The 16,091-nt window shown below is 67.4% G+C and carries 16 protein-coding genes; 7 read left to right on the top strand and 9 right to left on the bottom strand.

Annotation, left to right across the window (positions count from 1 at the left end):
* The first annotated feature begins 39 nt into the window (after positions 1-39).
* A complete protein-coding gene (rpoC, locus tag E4M01_RS12710; protein WP_135064265.1) occupies positions 40-4,236 on the top strand; it encodes a DNA-directed RNA polymerase subunit beta' in 4,197 nt (1,398 codons plus the stop codon).
* A 255-nt stretch (positions 4,237-4,491) separates the two neighbouring features.
* Here the strand turns inward: rpoC and E4M01_RS12705 are convergent, their stop codons facing one another.
* The 3 genes from E4M01_RS12705 to E4M01_RS12695 are packed head-to-tail and all read right to left on the bottom strand — an operon-like array spanning position 4,492 to position 6,416.
* Positions 4,492-5,133 (bottom strand): hypothetical protein, encoded by a 642-nt coding sequence (locus E4M01_RS12705; RefSeq protein WP_135064262.1) that lies wholly within the window; start codon positions 5,131-5,133, stop codon positions 4,492-4,494.
* 28 nt (positions 5,134-5,161) lie between these two features.
* Positions 5,162-5,902, bottom strand: coding sequence for a hypothetical protein (locus tag E4M01_RS12700; protein WP_135064259.1), 741 nt, complete (start codon positions 5,900-5,902; stop codon positions 5,162-5,164).
* A gap of 49 nt (positions 5,903-5,951) precedes the next feature.
* A complete protein-coding gene (locus tag E4M01_RS12695) occupies positions 5,952-6,416 on the bottom strand; it encodes a DUF983 domain-containing protein (protein ID WP_135064356.1) in 465 nt (154 codons plus the stop codon).
* A 145-nt stretch (positions 6,417-6,561) separates the two neighbouring features.
* Here E4M01_RS12695 and E4M01_RS12690 point away from each other — a divergent pair, with 145 nt between their 5' ends.
* Complete coding sequence (locus E4M01_RS12690; protein WP_209316042.1) at positions 6,562-9,432, top strand: hypothetical protein; 2,871 nt, start codon at positions 6,562-6,564, stop codon at positions 9,430-9,432.
* Between the two features lie 22 nt (positions 9,433-9,454).
* Here E4M01_RS12690 and E4M01_RS12685 read toward each other — a convergent pair whose 3' ends face one another.
* The 3 genes from E4M01_RS12685 to E4M01_RS12675 form a co-directional block, all read right to left on the bottom strand.
* Entirely contained in the window at positions 9,455-9,733 is a 279-nt protein-coding gene (locus E4M01_RS12685) for an HU family DNA-binding protein (RefSeq protein WP_135064253.1), read from the bottom strand.
* 115 nt (positions 9,734-9,848) lie between these two features.
* Complete coding sequence (fliP, locus tag E4M01_RS12680; RefSeq protein WP_135064250.1) at positions 9,849-10,670, bottom strand: flagellar type III secretion system pore protein FliP; 822 nt, start codon at positions 10,668-10,670, stop codon at positions 9,849-9,851.
* A complete protein-coding gene (locus E4M01_RS12675; RefSeq protein WP_135064247.1) occupies positions 10,667-10,942 on the bottom strand; it encodes a flagellar biosynthetic protein FliO in 276 nt (91 codons plus the stop codon). Before E4M01_RS12675 ends, fliP begins: the two co-directional genes overlap by 4 nt.
* Positions 10,943-11,081: 139 nt before the next feature.
* On the opposite strand from E4M01_RS12675, the gene flgB reads away from it, so the two are divergent.
* From flgB to E4M01_RS12655, 4 genes are read left to right on the top strand one after another with little or no spacing between them, the layout of a single operon-like run.
* Positions 11,082-11,486 (top strand): flagellar basal body rod protein FlgB, encoded by a 405-nt coding sequence (flgB, locus tag E4M01_RS12670; RefSeq protein ID WP_135064244.1) that lies wholly within the window; start codon positions 11,082-11,084, stop codon positions 11,484-11,486.
* Between the two features lie 13 nt (positions 11,487-11,499).
* Positions 11,500-11,919, top strand: a complete 420-nt coding sequence (gene flgC / locus E4M01_RS12665) for a flagellar basal body rod protein FlgC (RefSeq protein ID WP_371682901.1) — start codon at positions 11,500-11,502, stop codon at positions 11,917-11,919.
* Positions 11,920-11,930: 11 nt separating this feature from the next.
* Positions 11,931-12,236 carry a flagellar hook-basal body complex protein FliE gene (locus E4M01_RS12660; RefSeq protein ID WP_135064241.1) on the top strand — a complete coding sequence of 102 codons (306 nt, stop codon included), beginning with the start codon at positions 11,931-11,933 and terminating at the stop codon, positions 12,234-12,236.
* A gap of 56 nt (positions 12,237-12,292) precedes the next feature.
* Positions 12,293-12,670, top strand: coding sequence for a VOC family protein (locus tag E4M01_RS12655; protein WP_135064238.1), 378 nt, complete (start codon positions 12,293-12,295; stop codon positions 12,668-12,670).
* Here the strand turns inward: E4M01_RS12655 and E4M01_RS12650 are convergent.
* A complete protein-coding gene (locus E4M01_RS12650; RefSeq protein ID WP_135064235.1) occupies positions 12,667-13,812 on the bottom strand; it encodes an acyltransferase in 1,146 nt (381 codons plus the stop codon). The two genes, E4M01_RS12655 and E4M01_RS12650, sit on opposite strands and share 4 nt — an antisense overlap.
* Before the next feature lie 106 nt (positions 13,813-13,918).
* On the opposite strand from E4M01_RS12650, the gene E4M01_RS12645 reads away from it, so the two are divergent.
* Positions 13,919-14,497, top strand: a complete 579-nt coding sequence (locus tag E4M01_RS12645; protein ID WP_135064232.1) for a DUF4142 domain-containing protein — start codon at positions 13,919-13,921, stop codon at positions 14,495-14,497.
* Positions 14,498-14,542: 45 nt separating this feature from the next.
* On the opposite strand, the gene E4M01_RS12640 is transcribed toward E4M01_RS12645, so the two are convergent.
* A complete protein-coding gene (locus E4M01_RS12640; protein ID WP_135064229.1) occupies positions 14,543-14,824 on the bottom strand; it encodes a hypothetical protein in 282 nt (93 codons plus the stop codon).
* Positions 14,825-14,917: 93 nt separating this feature from the next.
* Positions 14,918-16,072 carry a beta-ketoacyl-ACP synthase III gene (locus E4M01_RS12635; protein WP_167765389.1) on the bottom strand — a complete coding sequence of 385 codons (1,155 nt, stop codon included), beginning with the start codon at positions 16,070-16,072 and terminating at the stop codon, positions 14,918-14,920.
* Positions 16,073-16,091: the final 19 nt, after the last annotated feature.

The raw sequence follows: 16,091 nt of genomic DNA, 5'->3' as shown, positions 1-16,091 counted from the left end.
TGAATGATTTGCGCGGCGTCTGCCGCAGAAGGAACCAAGATGAACCAGGAAGTCCTGAACATCTTCAACCCGGTCCCGGTCGCTCCGACCTTCGACCAGATCCGCATCGCTCTGGCTGCGCCCGAGAAGATCCGGTCGTGGTCGTTCGGTGAGATCAAGAAGCCGGAAACCATCAACTACCGCACGTTCAAGCCCGAGCGTGACGGCCTGTTCTGCGCCCGTATCTTTGGCCCGACCAAGGACTACGAATGCCTGTGCGGCAAGTACAAGCGTATGAAATACAAGGGCATCATCTGCGAGAAGTGCGGCGTCGAGGTCACCCTGGCCCGCGTTCGCCGCGAGCGGATGGGCCACATCGAGCTGGCTGCTCCGGTCGCCCACATCTGGTTCCTGAAGTCGCTGCCGTCGCGCATCTCGCTGATGCTGGACATGGCGCTGAAGGACGTGGAGCGCGTGCTCTATTTCGAAAACTACATCGTCACCGAGCCGGGCCTGACCCCGCTGAAGCAGAACCAGCTGCTGACGGAAGACGAATTCTATCGCTATCAGGAAGAGTTCGGCGATGACGGCTTCACCGCCGAGATCGGCGCCGAGGCCGTGCGCAATCTGCTGATGGGCATCGACCTGAACGCCGAGGCCGAGAAGCACCGCGCCGAACTGGCCGACAGCCCCTCGGAAATGAAGGCCAAGAAGGCCTCCAAGCGCCTGAAGCTGATCGAGGCCTTCCTCGAAAGCGGCAACAAGCCCGAGTGGATGATCCTGACGGTCGTGCCGGTGATTCCGCCGGAACTGCGCCCGCTGGTGCCGCTGGACGGCGGCCGCTTCGCCACCTCGGACCTGAACGACCTGTATCGCCGCGTCATCAACCGCAACAACCGCCTGAAGCGGCTGATGGAGCTGCGCGCCCCTGACATCATCATCCGCAACGAAAAGCGGATGCTGCAGGAATCGGTCGACGCCCTGTTCGACAACGGCCGTCGCGGCCGGGTCATCACCGGCGCCAACAAGCGTCCGCTCAAGTCGCTGGCTGACATGCTGAAGGGCAAGCAGGGCCGCTTCCGTCAGAACCTGCTGGGCAAGCGTGTCGACTATTCGGGTCGTTCGGTCATCGTGGTCGGACCCGAGCTGAAGCTGCACGAGTGCGGCCTGCCCAAGAAGATGGCGCTGGAGCTGTTCAAGCCGTTCATCTACGCGCGCCTGGACGCCAAGGGCCTGTCGGGCACCGTCAAACAATCCAAGCGCATGGTCGAGCGCGAGCAGCCTCAGGTCTGGGACATCCTGGAAGAGGTCATCCGCGAACACCCGGTCATGCTGAACCGGGCGCCGACGCTTCACCGTCTGGGCATCCAGGCGTTCGAGCCCAAGCTGATCGAGGGCAAGGCCATCCAGCTGCACCCGCTGGTCTGCGCCGCCTTCAACGCCGACTTCGACGGCGACCAGATGGCCGTGCACGTCCCGCTGAGCCTTGAGGCCCAGCTGGAAGCGCGCGTGCTGATGATGTCGACCAACAACATCCTGTCGCCCGCCAACGGCAAGCCGATCATCGTGCCGTCGCAGGACATCGTGCTCGGCCTCTACTACCTGTCGCTGGTCAAGGACGGCGAGCCGGGCGAGGGCAAGCTGTTCGCCAATATCGGCGAGATCGACGCGGCGCTGGATGCCGGCGTGGTCAGCCTGCACACCCGCATCAAGGCCCGCTGGACCGAGATGGATTCGTCGGGCGAGCTGGTCACCAAGGTGATCGACACGACGCCAGGCCGGATGAAGCTGGGCGCCATCCTGCCCAAGAACCCGAACGTCGGCTATCGCCTGCTCGAGAAGAACCTGACCAAGAAGGAAATCGGCAATCTGATCGACGTGGTCTATCGCCACTGCGGTCAGAAGGCGACGGTGATCTTCGCCGACCAGATGATGGGGCTGGGCTTCCGCGAAGCGGCCAAGGCGGGCATCTCCTTCGGCAAGGACGACATCGTCATTCCAGCCAAGAAGGTCGAGTTCGTCGCCGAGACCCGCACCCAGGTCGAGGAGTATGAGCAGCAGTATGCTGACGGTCTGATCACCAAGGGCGAGAAGTACAACAAGGTCGTCGACGCCTGGGCCAAGGCCACGGACCGGATCGCCGACGCCATGATGGCCGAGATCGCGCAACCCCGACAGCTGATCGAAGGCCAACGGCCTGACGTCAACTCGGTGTTCATGATGGCCAACTCCGGCGCCCGCGGTTCCCAGGCGCAGATGAAACAGCTGGGCGGCATGCGCGGACTGATGGCCAAGCCGTCGGGCGAGATCATCGAGACGCCGATCGTGTCGAACTTCAAGGAGGGCCTGACCGTCCTTGAGTACTTCAACTCGACCCACGGCGCCCGCAAGGGGCTGGCCGACACCGCGCTGAAGACCGCCAACTCGGGCTATCTGACCCGCCGTCTGGTGGACGTGGCGCAGGACTCCATCGTCACCGAGGAAGATTGCCGCTCGACGCGCGGCATCACCCTGCGCGCGGTGGTCGAGGGCGGCGACGTCCTGGTCTCGCTGGGCCAGCGCGTCCTGGGCCGTTACGCTGCCGAGGACATCAAGGAGCCGGGCGGCGACACCGTCCTGTTCCCGGCAGACACCTATCTTCAGGAAGAAGAGATCGAGGTTCTGGACTCGGCCGGCGTCCAGTCGGTCAAGGTCCGCTCGGCTCTGACCTGCGAGGCGGAAGCCGGCATCTGCGCCATGTGCTACGGCCGCGACCTTGCACGTGGCACCCAGGTGAACATCGGCGAGGCGGTGGGGGTCATCGCGGCTCAGTCGATCGGCGAGCCGGGCACCCAGCTGACGATGCGGACCTTCCACATCGGCGGCACCGCTCAGGTGGCGGAAACCTCCTTCTTCGAGGCGACCAACGCCGGTGTGATCAAGATCGTCGGCCCGACCGTCAAAGCGGCGCATGGTGATCTGGTGGCCATGAGCCGCAACGTCGTCGTGACTGTGGTCGTCGACGGCAAGGACCGCGAGACCCACAAGGCTCCCTATGGTGCGCGCATCCGCGTGGCCGAGGGCGCCGAGGTCAAGAAGGGCCAACGTCTGGCGGAGTGGGACCCCTACACCACCCCGATCCTGACCGAAGTCGGCGGCTTGATCCGCTTCGAGGATCTGGTCGAGGGCCTGTCGGTCAAGGAAGAAACCGATGAGGCCACCGGCATCGCGCAACGGGTCGTCTCCGATTGGCGCGCCAGCCCTCGCGGTTCGGACCTGCGTCCGGCCATGGGCATCACCGTGGGCGACGCCTACGCCAAGCTGGCTTCGGGCTCCGACGCTCGTTACCTGCTCCCGGTGGGGGCGGTTCTGTCGGTGAACAACGGCGACGAGGTCAAGCCGGGCGAGATCATCGCCCGTGTTCCGACCGAGGGCGCCAAGACGCGCGACATCACCGGGGGTCTGCCGCGGGTGGCCGAACTGTTCGAAGCTCGTCGTCCGAAGGACTGCGCGGTTATCGCCGAGATGGACGGCCGCGTCGAATTCGGCCGCGACTACAAGAACAAGCGCCGCATCAAGATCACGCCAGAGCCGGACGCGGACGGCAACCAGGCCGAGCCGGTCGAGTTCCTGATCCCCAAGGGCAAGCACATCTCCGTCCACGACGGCGATCTGATCCAGAAGGGCGACTACATCATCGACGGCAACCCTGATCCGCACGATCTGCTGCGCATCCAGGGCGTCGAGGCGTTGGCCGAATACCTGGTGAACGAAGTGCAGGAGGTCTACCGACTGCAGGGCGTGCCGATCAACGACAAGCACATCGAGGTGATCGTTCGCCAGATGCTGCAGAAGGTCGAGATCATCGACTCGGGCGAGACCACCCTGATCCGTGGCGACACGGTCGAGGTGGCCGAGGCCGTGGCCGAGAACGAGAAGGTCGAGAAGCGTGGCGGCCGTCCGGCCATCACCCAGCCCGTCCTGCTCGGCATCACCAAGGCCTCGTTGCAGACCCGCAGCTTCATCTCGGCGGCGTCCTTCCAGGAGACCACCCGCGTCCTCACCGACGCCTCGGTCAACGGCAAGAAGGACACGCTGGAAGGCTTGAAGGAAAACGTCATCGTCGGCCGTCTCATCCCGGCCGGCACCGGCGCCTACCTGCGCGCGATGCAGAAGATCGCCAACGAGCGCGACGCCGAACTGACCCAGGCCCGTGAGGACGCGGTCGAGCCGCTGCCCGCCGATCTGGCTCTGGAGCTGGAGCAGTCGGAAGGCTGATCCGGATCTTTCGAACCCAAGAAGAGGGCGGGGTCGAAAGGCGCCGCCCTTTTTCTTTGCGCGACAAGCTGCGCTCCTGTGAGCAGGATCTAAGGAGGGGGCTGTCCTGCTGGTTCTGGATCGTTCGGATCGTCGCGCATTGATCCTGCCGGCGCGCGCTGGCGGTGTTTTCGGCGACGCTGGCCGTGAACGGCCTGATCGACCTCGGCGCGATGCTGCACGACCTGAACTGTCGTACGCACCGGTGAAATCGGCTCAGTCCAGTTTGTTGCTGCGCTGGCGAATGTTGATCGTCGCGCCCTGGCGCATGTCGACGCCGTGTCGATCGCTCAGATGGGCGCCGGCGCATCCTGTCCCGAAGTTCGAGCCTACACAGTCCGCCGGGCCCATCACGCCCACGCCGCCTGCCAGGGGCTGTCTCTGAGCTTCCCGCGCGGCAAGGGCGCGGCGTCCATCGGCGACGAAAGGCGCGTCGGTCGCGGGATTGCGCATCTCCGGACCGTCGGCGCGCGCCGCCAGCCGGTCGTCGCAGCGGTCGCGCTGCCCTTGAGACAGACGAGCGCGGTCGCGGCAGCCGAACAGTCCGGCCAGTCCTCGCGCGATGGCGTCGTGGTCCGGCCCCGTCGCAGCGGGCGCTTGTTGCGTCGCCAGGGGCGGCCCCGGCTCAGCGGCTGCGGTTTGGGAGGTGATGGCGTGCGGCGCTCGCGGGATCGGCGGCGCCAAGGGGCTTGAACTCTCGGCTGAGGCTTCTGCGCCCTGCCTTTCCGGCGCCGGGCTAGGGCGCGGTTGCAGTTCGATCAGCATGACTGGGGTAGGCACGGGTCTGGAGGGCGCGGCGACCCGCCAGGCCATCGGCCCCAGCACGGCCAGATGCAGGGCGGCGACCAGGGCCGCCACGCCCAGTCGACGGCCGCTGCGATTGAGTTCAGCGGCGCGGATTGCTCTCGTCCAGCTGATAGTGGCCGGGAAGGTGTGCGCCGGCGCAGGTGCCGCGCAGGTTTCCGCCGGGGCAGTCCGGCGACATGCCGCTGACGCCCACCCCGCCCGAGGCCGGGCGTCGGCGTGATTCGTAGGCGCCCAAGGCGGCGGCGCCGTCTCTTGCGAAGCGACCGTCGCGCGCGGCGTTTCCGCTTCCGGTGATCGGGGCGGCCCGGTCGGCAGCCTCGCCCAGTCGCTCGGCGCAGATCGCCTGTTCGACGCTGTTCAGCCGGCTGGGGTTGGCGCAGCCGATCGGGCTGGTTCTCAAGGACCGAGCGACGGCCTGGCCGGTCGTCTCGGGGCGCAGCCGCCACGCGTCGTCCGTGGCCGGGGCCAGCGTTCCGCCGGGCGTCGAGGCGGCCTGACGCGGGGCGGGGGCGCTGGGGCGCTCGTCCTCATCCTCCCGCGGGCGCGGCGGCGCAACGGGGTTCGTCAGGCCCGACACCGCTGGCCGAGTGGCGGGCGTGGGAAGAGGGGGGGCGAGCCGTGGCCGGGGCGTTTCCTCCCGGATCAGCGGCCTGGGCTCGATCTCGATCAGGATGACGGGCGGCTGAACGAGAGGCGGCAGGATCGCCTCCTGACCCGCGCGCCAGACCAGCAGGGCGATGAGCAGGGCATGCGCCAAGGCCGAGGCCATGATGACGGCCGCGCCCCTCTGATGGTCGATCGCTAGCCGGGCCGCCGCCATCCGCCCTCCCTAGGCTGGCTGCAAGCTGAGCGGGAAAGCGTGGCGACTTTCAGGCGCTGGGCGTTTCGTCTTTGCGCGTGCGCCGCGCGGCGCGTTCGGCCTGCCCCTTCCAGCCGTATCCTTCTCCATGGCGGCCCACGCTCTCGAACTCGGGCGGGGCGGCCTTATGGACATATTGCTCGGCCACCAGCCAGCCCTTCAGCGGCGGCAGCACCGCTAGGCAGCTCAGCGCCAGCAGGGGCAGCGTCACCACCATATGCACCCAGATCGGCGGCTGCACCGTGAATTCGAACGCCATGAAGGCCATCATGCCGATCACGCCGACGATCGACATGCCGAAGAAGGCCGGCCCGTCCGCCGGGTCGGCGAAGCTGTAGTCCAGGGCGCATTCGGGGCAGTGGTCGCGGATCTTCAGATACCGATGCAAGAGCGGGCCCTTGCCGCAGCGTGGGCAGCGGCAGCGCAGTCCCGTCGACCAGGGGCTGAGGCGCGGGTACTCGGGGTCGGAAGCCATGGACACGATGTCGGCCTCCGCCCGTCCGAATGCAAGCGGCCGATCGCCGCGCTCACCAACCGTTAACCGCGATGAAAGGCGACCTCGGGCAGGTTCGGCGGGCATGTCCGGGGCATTGGCCAGAAAGCGCGTTCTGAAGACGACCGTGGCCGCCGCGGCCGCGGGGGCCGTCGTGTTCACGCCCCTGGCGCCGCTGGCCCAGGCCGTGCGGGGCCCCGAAAGCGGCGCGGCTTCTCTTGATCCTGTCGCCATCCGCATCGGCGCCAACGCCGAGTTCACGCGGGTCGAGTTCGCGGGCGTCGTCGGCTCCCGCGCGCGTGTGCGGCAGGACGGCGATCAGGTCATTGTCCGAATCGGAACGACCGCCGCACCCGATGTTTCGCGCCTGCGCGTCGATCCGCCCGCCGGCGTGGCTTCGGTGCAGACGCGCCCGACGCCCGGGGGCGTCGAACTGGTCATCAGCCTGGCCGAAGGGGCGGGCGCGCGCTGGGGCTCGGCCGACGGCGCGGTGTGGCTGAACCTTTATGAGAGCGCGGGCGCTGCGCCCGCTCGGGCTGCCGTGCAGTCGGCTGTCGTTCCCGTGCGCGCCGAGGTGTCGGACGACAAGGCGGTCTTGAACTTCCAGTGGGCCACGCCGGTGGGCGCAGCGGTCTTCCGTCGCGGCGAGGCCGTCTGGATCGTGTTCGACGCCGCCGCCCGGCTGGACATGGCCGGCGCGCGGGCGCTGGGCCCGGCCGGCGATGCGCGATGGGCGGCGGGGCCCGACTATACGGTTCTACGCATCGCCGCGCCCGAAGACGTGGCGGTCGAGGCGTCGGGCGAAGGCGGCCGCTGGACGGTGACCCTGGGGGGTCCGCGCAGCGGCGTCGGCGGCGCGGCCTCGACGGGCGTCGATGTCGGTCGAGATGACGGCGCGCGGGTGGCTCTGGTGGCTCGCATGGCGGGCGCGACCAAGACGATCTGGCTGACCGACCCGCTGGCCGGTGATCGGTTTGCCGCGGTCACGGCCCTGGCGCCCGGAAAGGGCTTCGCCGCGCGACGGCAACTGGTCGACCTCACCCTGCTGCCGACGGCCCAGGGCCTGGCTGTCGAGACGCCGACGGACGATCTGACGATCCAGCCTGACGGTGATCTGGTGACGATCGGCCGTCCGCGCGGGTTGAACCTGTCGGCGCCCAGCGCCGCCCTGGAGCGGGCCGTAGAGGTCGATGCGCCGCGCCGCGCGCCGCGCCCGGCCCTGATCCTGACCGAGTGGAGCGACTTCGGCGACGAGGGCTTCATGAGCAGCCACGCCCGTCTGCAACAGGCGGCGATGCAGGAGAGCGAGCGGGCCGGCGACGATGTGCGCGCACCCGCGGAGGCGCGTCTGGCTTTCGCCCGCTTCCTGGTCGGTTCGGGCCTGGGGTTCGAGGCCGTCGGTGTGCTGAACGCCCTGGCCAAGCAGAACCCGGCGATGCAGGGCGAACCCGAACTGCGCGGCCTGCGCGGCGCGGCGCGCGTCGCCATCGGGCGGCTGGACGAGGCGCAGGCGGATTTCGCGGTCGGCGCCCTGTCGGGGGATGCGGCCACTCAGGTCTGGCGCGGCTATATCGCCGCCGAGCAAGGCCGGTTCGCCGAGGCGCGCCAGGCCTTCGCCGCAGGGGCTCCGGCCATCGACGCCTTCCCGGCCGTGTGGAAGGCTCGCTTTGGCGCCGCGCACGCCCTGGCGGCGCTCGAGACCGGCGACCTGCCGGCTGCGCGGGCGCTGCTCGCCTTCAGCTTCAGCCAGCCGGCCCCGGCGGCGGACCAACTGACCGCGCGTCTGGTGCAGGCCCGCCTGTTCGAGCTGGAAGGGCAGGGCGATCGAGCATTGGCGGTCTACAAGGCCGTCGCCCGCGCGCCACTGGACGGCGTCGCGACGCCCGCGCGGCTGGGCGTCATCAAGCTTCAGATGGCGCGCGGCGAGATGAAGCCCGACGCCGCCGCCGGCGAGCTGGAGCAGCTGAAGTGGCGCTGGCGAGGCGACGCCACCGAGCTGGCGGTGATCCGCAGCCTGGGCGACATCTATCTGTCTCAAGGGCGCTACCGCGAGGCGCTGGACGCCCTGCGCGGGGCCGGCAAGCGCATGGCCCAGCTGCCGGGCGCGGTGGAGATCCAGACCGACCTGTCCAACGCCTTCCGCGCCCTGTTCCTGGACGGCGGGGCCGACGGCCTGCAGCCGATCCAGGCATTGGGCCTGTTCTATGATTTCCGCGAACTGACGCCCGTCGGCGCGGACGGTGATGACATGGTGCGCCGGCTGGCGCGCCGGCTGGTGGACGTGGACCTTCTGGGCCAGGCGGCCGAGCTGCTGAAGTATCAGGTCGACAATCGCCTGGAGGGCGTCGCCAAGGCCCAGGTCGCGACCGACCTCGCCACCGTCTATCTGATGAACCGTCAGCCCGAGCAGGCGCTGCAGGCGATCTGGAGCTCGCGCACCACCCTGCTGCCCACAGCCATGAATGTTCAGCGTCGCGCATTGGAGGCCCGCGCCCTTTCGGAGCTTGGCCGCTATGAGCATGCGCTGGAGGTGCTGGATCGCGACCAGAGCGCGGCCGCGCGCGCCGTGCGGGCTGACATCGCCTGGAAGCAGCAGCAATGGCCGGGCGCGGCCGGCCTGTACGACAGCCTGCTAGGCGACCGCTGGCGCGATGCGGCCACGCCGCTGACGCCCGAGGAGGAAAGCCGGCTGATACGCGCCGGCGTCGCCTATTCGCTGGCGGGCGACTCCGCCGGCCTGTCGCGCCTGTCGCGCAATTATCAGGGACTGGTCGGCGGCGCCCGTCAGGCGACCGCCCTGCGCATCGCGCTGGACGGCGGGGAACTGGCCCAGGCCCAGGACTACGCCGCCTTGGCGTCAAGCGCTGACACCTTCGCGGGATGGGTCACGGCCATGAAGGCCGACCTCAGACAGAAAACGGGCGGAGACCGTCCTGCGGCCTCCGCCCGTCAGCAAGCCGATCAGGCGACGCCGGCCGCTGGGCCTGCGGCCGCCTGATCCATCTTGTCGTGAACCCGGCTTAACCGTTCACGGCGTCCTTCAGCGGCTTGGACACGCGGAAGCGCACGGCCTTGGAGGCGGCGATCTTGATGGTCGCGCCCGTGGCTGGGTTGCGGCCTTCGCGCGCGGCGCGGTCGGCGGTGTCGAACACGCCGAGGTTCGAGATGCGCACATCGCCGCCCGACTTGAGCGACTTGTGGATGTTCTCGACGATGGAAGTCAGAACCTTGCCGGCGTCGGCTTGCGACACACCGGTGTCCTTGGCGACGGCGGCGATGAGTTCGGCTTGAGTGGTCATGAGGGTCGTTTCCCGAATAGGTCGCCCGATTCCCGGGCGATGACCCGGGGATCAACACGCTTTTCGGGGGTCTTGGCAAGTCGCGGCGCCGAGGAAAGCCTTTGAGGCTGGGGATTCACCCTGATCCCGAGCCCCTCTGGAAGCTCTCGACCAGGCTTCCCGCGACCAGGCGCCAGCCGTCCACCAGCACGAAGAAGATCAACTTGAACGGCAGTGACACAATCACCGGCGGCAGCATCATCATGCCCATGGACATGAGCACGCTGGCGACGACCAGATCGATCACAAGGAACGGAACGAAAAGGAGAAATCCGATCGTGAAGGCCCGCTTCAGCTCGCTGATCATGAAGGCCGGCGTGACCACGCGCAGCGGCAGGTCCTGGGCGTTCTGAGGCGCCTCGATCTGGCTCAGGCGGGTGAACAGGGCGAGGTCAGAACGGTCCACCTGGGACAGCATGAAGGTCTTCACGGGCTCGGAGGCCGCATCGAACGCCTGAGGCAGCTCCATCTGCTGATCCAGCAGGGGGCGGATGCCCGAATCATAGGCGTCCTGCCAGGTCGGGGCCATGACGATGGCCGACAGGAACAGGGCCAGCGACACCAGCACGGCGTTCGGCGGCGACTGCTGCATGCCCAGGGCGGTGCGCAGCAGCGACAGCACCACGACGATGCGCACGAAGCTGGTGGTCATGATGACGATGGACGGCGCAAGGCTGAGCACTGTCATCAGCCCGACCAGCTGCACGACTCGTTCGGTCAGTCCCGCGCCGGTGCCCAGGTCGATGTTGATGGCGGATCCTGACGAGGCCACATCCTGCGCCAGGGCTCCGAGCGGCCAGACCAGACAGAGCAGGGTGGTGATCAGCGACAGGATAGCCGCGCGCTTCAGTTCGGCGCGTGAAGGCATCTTGAGCAGGCCGTCGCGGGCCGACTTCATCGCGGCGCTCCGGGACTGCGGGGCTCAATCAGCTCCTTGCCCTCGCCCAGCAGAATCAGGCGTTCCTCGTCATCGACGCGCACCAGAACGAGACGGCGTGCGGGGTCCAGCACCAGGGTTTCGACGACCTGCATGCGCCGCGCGCCGCGGTCAGCCTGCAGTTTGGCCATCAGCTGCGGCGCGTAGCGGCGGGCGGCCCAGGCGGCCAGGCCGATGATGCCCAGGGTGATGGCCAGGCCGAACACCGCGCGGGCGAGATCGAGGAAGTTCATGAAGGCCCCGTGCCGCAGGGCCTCACTGTGAGGCCGCCGACCGGAAGAGACTGTCTCAACATCCTTAACGGCGCGTTTACCATGCACCCGGCATTTTCGACCCAGTGAGAATCGAAGGTTAGATTCGCCGGAGCGAACCATGGGCGTCGCCGACCTGCCGCTGCTGCAACAGATCAAAGGCCGCCTGGGTTGGCTGGACGAGCGCCAGCGCGTGGTGGCCCAGAACGTCGCCAACTCCGACACCCCCGGCTATGTGGCGCGCGACCTCAAGGCGCCGACCGATTTCGCCCGGGCGATGGCGGAGGGCGGGGGGCTGCGCATGACGCGGACCTCGGCCGCCCACATCTCGCCCCCCGGGCCGGTGACGCGCTTCACCGCATCGGATGCGCCGGATTCCGAGACCACGCTGGACGGCAATTCGGTCGTTGTCGAAGAGCAGATGCTCAAAATGGCCGAGAGCCGCATGGCCTATGACGCCGCCATCGGCTTCTACCAGAAGTCCATGCAGATGATCCGCATGGCCGCCAAGCCCCCCGGTCGCTGAGAAGGACTGAGCCATGCCTGATCCGGTTCCGCCGAGAAACAACGCCATGGCCGTGGCCGCTTCGGCGCTCAAGGCCCAGCAGTCGCGCATGCGCGTGATCGCCGAGAACATCGCCAACGCCCAGTCGACCGCCCCGACCGCCGACGGCCAGCCCTATCGTCGCCAGGTGCCGGTGTTCCAGGCCCGCGAGATCGACGGCGTGACCGGCGTCACCCTGGCGCAGGTGCGGCCCGACATGCGTCCGTTCCGGGTGGAGTATGACCCGTCGCATCCGGCCGCCAACGCCGAGGGCTATGTGCAGCGTCCCAACGTCGACACCCTGGTCGAGGCGATGGACATGCGTGAGGCGCAGCGCGCCTATGAGGCCAATCTGAACGTCATCGAGACGGCGCGGTCGATGGAGACCCGCACCCTCGACATCCTGAAGCGCTGAGGAACTAGGCCATGAATCCGATGATGGCGGCCAAGGCCTATGCGGCGGTTCAGGGCGGCGCCCTACCGTCGGCGACAAACGCCGCGCCGCCCGCCTCGGGGCCGGATTTCTCGCAGATGCTGTCCAGCGTCATGGGCGATGTGACCCAGGCCACGCGCGGCGCCGAGACCCAGATGGCTCAATCAGTCCAGGGGCAGGGCAGTCTGATCGACGTCGTCACCGCCATTTCCTCGGCCGAGGCGTCGCTGGAGACGGTCATGGCCGTCCGCGATCAGGTGATCCAAGCCTACCAGGAAATCATGCGCATGCCGATCTGAGGCGGAACCGCGCAGGCGCCGGCCGGTTAGGCGGACAACCGAAACGGAGAGCCGCCATGCTCAAGGACCGCAACTCGTCGGCCATCGTCGCCGTATCCGACCTCGGTCGAGCGCGCCGCTTCTACGAACAGACCCTCGGGCTTGCCGTTGTTGAGGACGGCGGCGAGGTGCTGGTCTTCGTTACTGGCGGAACCCATCTGGTGCTGTATCGCTCCGACGAGGCCGGAACCAATCGCGCAAATGCGGTAGTCTGGGGGGTGGGCGACGAGCTCGAAGACATCGTCGCCGACCTGCGCGCCAAAGGCGTGAATTTCGAACGCTACGAGATGGACGACGTGGACTTCGCCGACGGCGTGCACCGCGCCGGCGATTTCCGGATGGCCTGGTTCAAGGATCCGGACGGCAACATCCTTCACCTGAACAGCGCGGATTAGCCTTCAAGCGAGACCACAGGCTGGCGGACCCGAATGGCGCGGCCTTTGCGTTTCAACCAGCTCTTGATCCGGTTCTGCAGGGGCTGATCGATGACGTAGTGAAAGGCGAAGGCGAAGACAAAGGCTGACACCACGCCCGCCCCCCACAGCGCCCATTGGACCGGCTCCGACAGCGAAAATCGCGCGCTGGCGACATTGGCCGCGCCGAACCAGGCGATGCGGACCACTTCATTGGTTATGAACATCGAGAACGACACCACGGCGGAAAGCTCGATCAGCCGCGAGGGCTTTCTGACAGGCACGGCGCCGGCGGCGAGTATGATGAGGCTGATGCAGGTCAGCGAGATCAGGGCGTTCTTGTCGAAGTATTGCGCAACGGCCAGACCCACGGCGGCGATCAGGCCGGCCCATCCCGCCAAGCGCGGCGCGATCCAGACCTTCTGGGCGAACCAGGCCAGGCACATGCCCAGGAAGAACAGCGGCAGGGCGCGCCAGAAGCCGAGCCTCAGCGGCATTTGATACACGGGCAGGTCGAAAAGCGCCCAGGTGATCTGATTGGCCAGCAGATAGACGGCGACGCCCAGCGCCAGCACCGACCAGGGCCCCAACCGCATCAGGCCGCGCAGAATCCAGGGAAAGGCCAGATAACAACCGATCAGGGCCGAGATCGACCAGCTGGGGGCGTTCCAGCCTAGGCCGCCGTGGACGCCGAACGACTGCACCAACGCCAACTGCGCGGGCAGTTGATCCCAGGCGAACCATTCCGGATTGCGCGGCGGCGCGCCTGCGGCCGTTCCCATCAGCACCAGCGCGGCCAGGCTCAGCCCCATGATCAGATGCGCCGGCCAGACGCGCAGCGCGCGTTTCAGGAAGAAGTCGGCCGGAGACAAGCGGCCCTGGCTGATGGCGCCGCCATAGACGCGCATCAGCACATAGCCGGAATCGATCAGGAAGAAGTTGGTCAGCAGGAAGCCGCCCCGCTCGAACACCGGATGGATCGTCTCGGCCAGAGCATGCGGGCCGGCGGCCTGAAAGTGGTGCAGGATGATCAGCGAGGCCACGATGAAGCGCAGCGCGTCCAGCCAGCCGCCCCGCATGATCGGCGGCGGTTCATTACGGGACGAAACGGCGCTCCAGGCCATGGCGATCCTCCATCGGCCTCCGCTGGCGCAAGGAACGGGCCAGCCGCCAGGCAACGAAATCGACGCTGAACGATTGTCAGACCACACGTAAAACTGGAGGAACACCATGCGTATCGTCACCAGCCTCGCCGGCGCCGCCGCCTTGTCCCTTCTGGCCGCCTGCGGGCAACAGGACGGTTCAGACGCCGTCGGCGCGGCCCAGGACGCCGCTTCGGTTCCGGTCGGTCAGGCGTCCGCGGCCCTGATGGGCTCGAACATGGTCAGCGCCTATGTGCCCAACGCCGCCATGGGCGACATGTACGAAATCCAGGCCGCCGATATCGCTCTGGAGCGCAGTCAGAACGCGCAAATCCGCGAACTGGCGCAGATGATCAAGACGGATCACACCGCAGCCAGCACGGCCATGAAGCCTCTGGCCGCCCAGAATGCGCCGGATGTGGAGATTCCGACCTCGCTTGATCAGCGACGCCAAGGGCTGATCGACAACCTGCGTTCGGCCTCGGCCGAGGCCTTCGACAAGACGTGGATCGATCAACAGGTCGCCGCCCATCAGGAGGCGCTGACCCTGCATAGAGGTTTCGCCGACAACACTGACGCTCCGGCGCTGGCCGAACACGCTCGGACCGTCACGCCGAAGATCGAGGCTCACCTGGAAGCCGCTCGTCGCATCCAGTCAGCCTTGTAGGCGCAAGAGCCGCCTGTCGCGCCGGCTCGTTCGGCGCGGCAGGCCTCAGGCCGCGCCGGGCGCCAATGCCCAGCGCTGCGAGCCTTCGCCGAAGGGCCGGAAGAACAGGTCGCGGTAGCGTTCAAAGACTTCGACGATCCGCGCCGCCAGATCCTGAGTGATCGACTCGCCGCGCTGGCGTTTCATGGCGGCGACGCAGTCCACCACCACGGTCTGATGCGCCGACCCGCCCATGCTTTTGAGCACCGTGGCGACGTCGCGAGCCAGCGGATCCAGCCCTGCGCTGCTCCAGGGGCCCTTCTGGCCTTTCTCGTGCGTCAGAGTCATTCGGGAAACCCCTCGTTCTCGACAGACGGGAAAGGGGTCGCAAAATGCGAGGAAAAGTGCAAGCGCCGAGGCCGATTCGGACAAGTCTTTTGCTCAGGCTCGCTTCTCGACGAACACCGTGCCGGCCGAATAGCCGGCGCCGAAGCTGCAGATCAGCCCCTTTTCGCCCGGCGCGAAGCCGTCCTGGTGCAGGTGAAAGGCGATGATCGACCCGGCCGACGAGGTGTTGGCGTAGTCGTTCAGGATGATGACGTTCTCTTGCGGCGTCGGCTCGCGGCCCAGCACCTTCTTGCCGATCAGCTCGTTCATGTTGATGTTCGCCTGGTGCAGCCACAGCCGCTTCAGGGACGGGGCCTCGATATCCAGGTCACGGGCGTGATCGACGATCATCTCGGCGACCATGGGCACAACGTCCTTGAAGACCTTTCGGCCCTGCTGGACGAAAAGTTTGTCCGTTTGGCCTACCGCTTGGCTACTTGAGGCCTCACTCCGGTTCAAAAAGCCGAAGTTATTTCGAATGTTATTCGAAAACACCGTCTTCAGCCGCGTGCCCAGCACCGTCCAGCCGCCCGGTCCGGCCTGATCCTCGGCCTCGACGATGACGGCGGTCGCCACGTCGCCGAAGATGAAGTGGCTGTCGCGGTCGGTGAAGTTCAGGTGAGCCGAGCAGATCTCGGGGTTCACCATCAGCACCGCCTTGACCGAGCCCGAGGCGATGAAGTCCGCCGCCGTCTTGATGCCGAAGGTGGCCGACGAGCAGGCCACGTTCATGTCGAAGGCGAAGCCGTCGATGCCCAGCGCCTGCTGCACCTCGATCGCCATGGCTGGGTAGGGGCGCTGCATGTTGGACGCCGCGCACAGGACCGCACCGATCTCGCTGACCGGCTTGCCCCAGGCCTCGATCGCCTCACGGGCGGCCTTCACCGCCATCTCGGCCAGGACCGACAGCTCGTCGTTGGAGCGTTCCGGCAGGTTGGGGGCCATGCGCTCGGGGTCGATGACGCCCGCCTTGTCCATGACGAAGCGGCGCTTGATGCCCGAGGCCTTTTCTATGAACTCGACAGAGGACGGCGTCTTGGCCTCGGCCTCGCCCGCCGCGATGGCGTCGGCGTTGGCCGTGTTCCAGCGCTCGGCCCAGGCGTTGTAGGCGGCCACCAGTTCGGCGTTGGAGATGGACTGTTCCGGCGTGAACAGGCCGGTGGCGGCGATCACGGCTCGAGTTTGAGCCTGAGGCTGAGGTTGGGTCACGCGGGCGCTCTGTCCATTT

Source organism: Brevundimonas sp. MF30-B (genome assembly GCF_004683885.1).
GTDB lineage: Bacteria > Pseudomonadota > Alphaproteobacteria > Caulobacterales > Caulobacteraceae > Brevundimonas.
The sequence above is the reverse complement of the archived record's forward strand: the minus strand, read 5'-3'. Positions and strand labels throughout refer to the sequence as shown.

Bases quoted from the DNA above. Each gene is read 5' to 3' on its own strand.
- rpoC (WP_135064265.1), top strand. From the start codon at position 40: ATGAACCAGGAAGTCCTGAACATCTTCAACCCGGTCCCGGTCGCTCCG.
- E4M01_RS12700 (WP_135064259.1), bottom strand. From the start codon at position 5,902: ATGGCGGCGGCCCGGCTAGCGATCGACCATCAGAGGGGCGCGGCCGTC.
- E4M01_RS12695 (WP_135064356.1), bottom strand. From the start codon at position 6,416: ATGGCTTCCGACCCCGAGTACCCGCGCCTCAGCCCCTGGTCGACGGGA.
- E4M01_RS12685 (WP_135064253.1), bottom strand. From the start codon at position 9,733: ATGACCACTCAAGCCGAACTCATCGCCGCCGTCGCCAAGGACACCGGT.
- fliP (WP_135064250.1), bottom strand. From the start codon at position 10,670: ATGAAGTCGGCCCGCGACGGCCTGCTCAAGATGCCTTCACGCGCCGAA.
- E4M01_RS12675 (WP_135064247.1), bottom strand. From the start codon at position 10,942: ATGAACTTCCTCGATCTCGCCCGCGCGGTGTTCGGCCTGGCCATCACC.
- flgB (WP_135064244.1), top strand. From the start codon at position 11,082: ATGGGCGTCGCCGACCTGCCGCTGCTGCAACAGATCAAAGGCCGCCTG.
- flgC (WP_371682901.1), top strand. From the start codon at position 11,500: ATGCCTGATCCGGTTCCGCCGAGAAACAACGCCATGGCCGTGGCCGCT.
- E4M01_RS12660 (WP_135064241.1), top strand. From the start codon at position 11,931: ATGAATCCGATGATGGCGGCCAAGGCCTATGCGGCGGTTCAGGGCGGC.
- E4M01_RS12655 (WP_135064238.1), top strand. From the start codon at position 12,293: ATGCTCAAGGACCGCAACTCGTCGGCCATCGTCGCCGTATCCGACCTC.
- E4M01_RS12650 (WP_135064235.1), bottom strand. From the start codon at position 13,812: ATGGCCTGGAGCGCCGTTTCGTCCCGTAATGAACCGCCGCCGATCATG.
- E4M01_RS12645 (WP_135064232.1), top strand. From the start codon at position 13,919: ATGCGTATCGTCACCAGCCTCGCCGGCGCCGCCGCCTTGTCCCTTCTG.
- E4M01_RS12640 (WP_135064229.1), bottom strand. From the start codon at position 14,824: ATGACTCTGACGCACGAGAAAGGCCAGAAGGGCCCCTGGAGCAGCGCA.